General features: G+C 31.4%; 1 protein-coding gene. It reads left to right on the top strand.

Annotated elements, in window-relative coordinates:
• Positions 1–116: 116 nt before the first annotated feature.
• Positions 117–334 (top strand): helix-turn-helix domain-containing protein (locus tag KEM10_RS24180; protein ID WP_212221085.1); only part of this gene is annotated, 218 nt, incomplete at its 3' end.

Below are 334 nucleotides of genomic sequence, written 5' to 3' on the forward strand. Positions count from 1 at the left end.
TACCATAGCCCACAGAAAAGCATTAGCTTATTTCTTATTCACATTAATTTAACCTTAAAACAATCAGATATTTAATCTGAATTTTATATTTTTATACAAATTATGACAAGTCAAATATGAAAGATTCATGTTTTTTTGGAAAAAGGATAAAAGAACTTCGAGAAGAAAACAACCTACTTCAACGTCAAATGGCATACAGCTTAGATATTGACACTCCCCTTTATAGCAAAATAGAAAGAGGAGACAGACGAGCTAAAAAAGAACAGGTGGCTGTTATGGCAAAGCTATTTGATGTAGAAGAAAAGGAATTGATGACTTTATGGCTTGCAAGTCA

The sequence above is a fragment of the Carboxylicivirga linearis genome (assembly GCF_018271995.1).
Lineage (GTDB): Bacteria > Bacteroidota > Bacteroidia > Bacteroidales > Marinilabiliaceae > Carboxylicivirga > Carboxylicivirga linearis.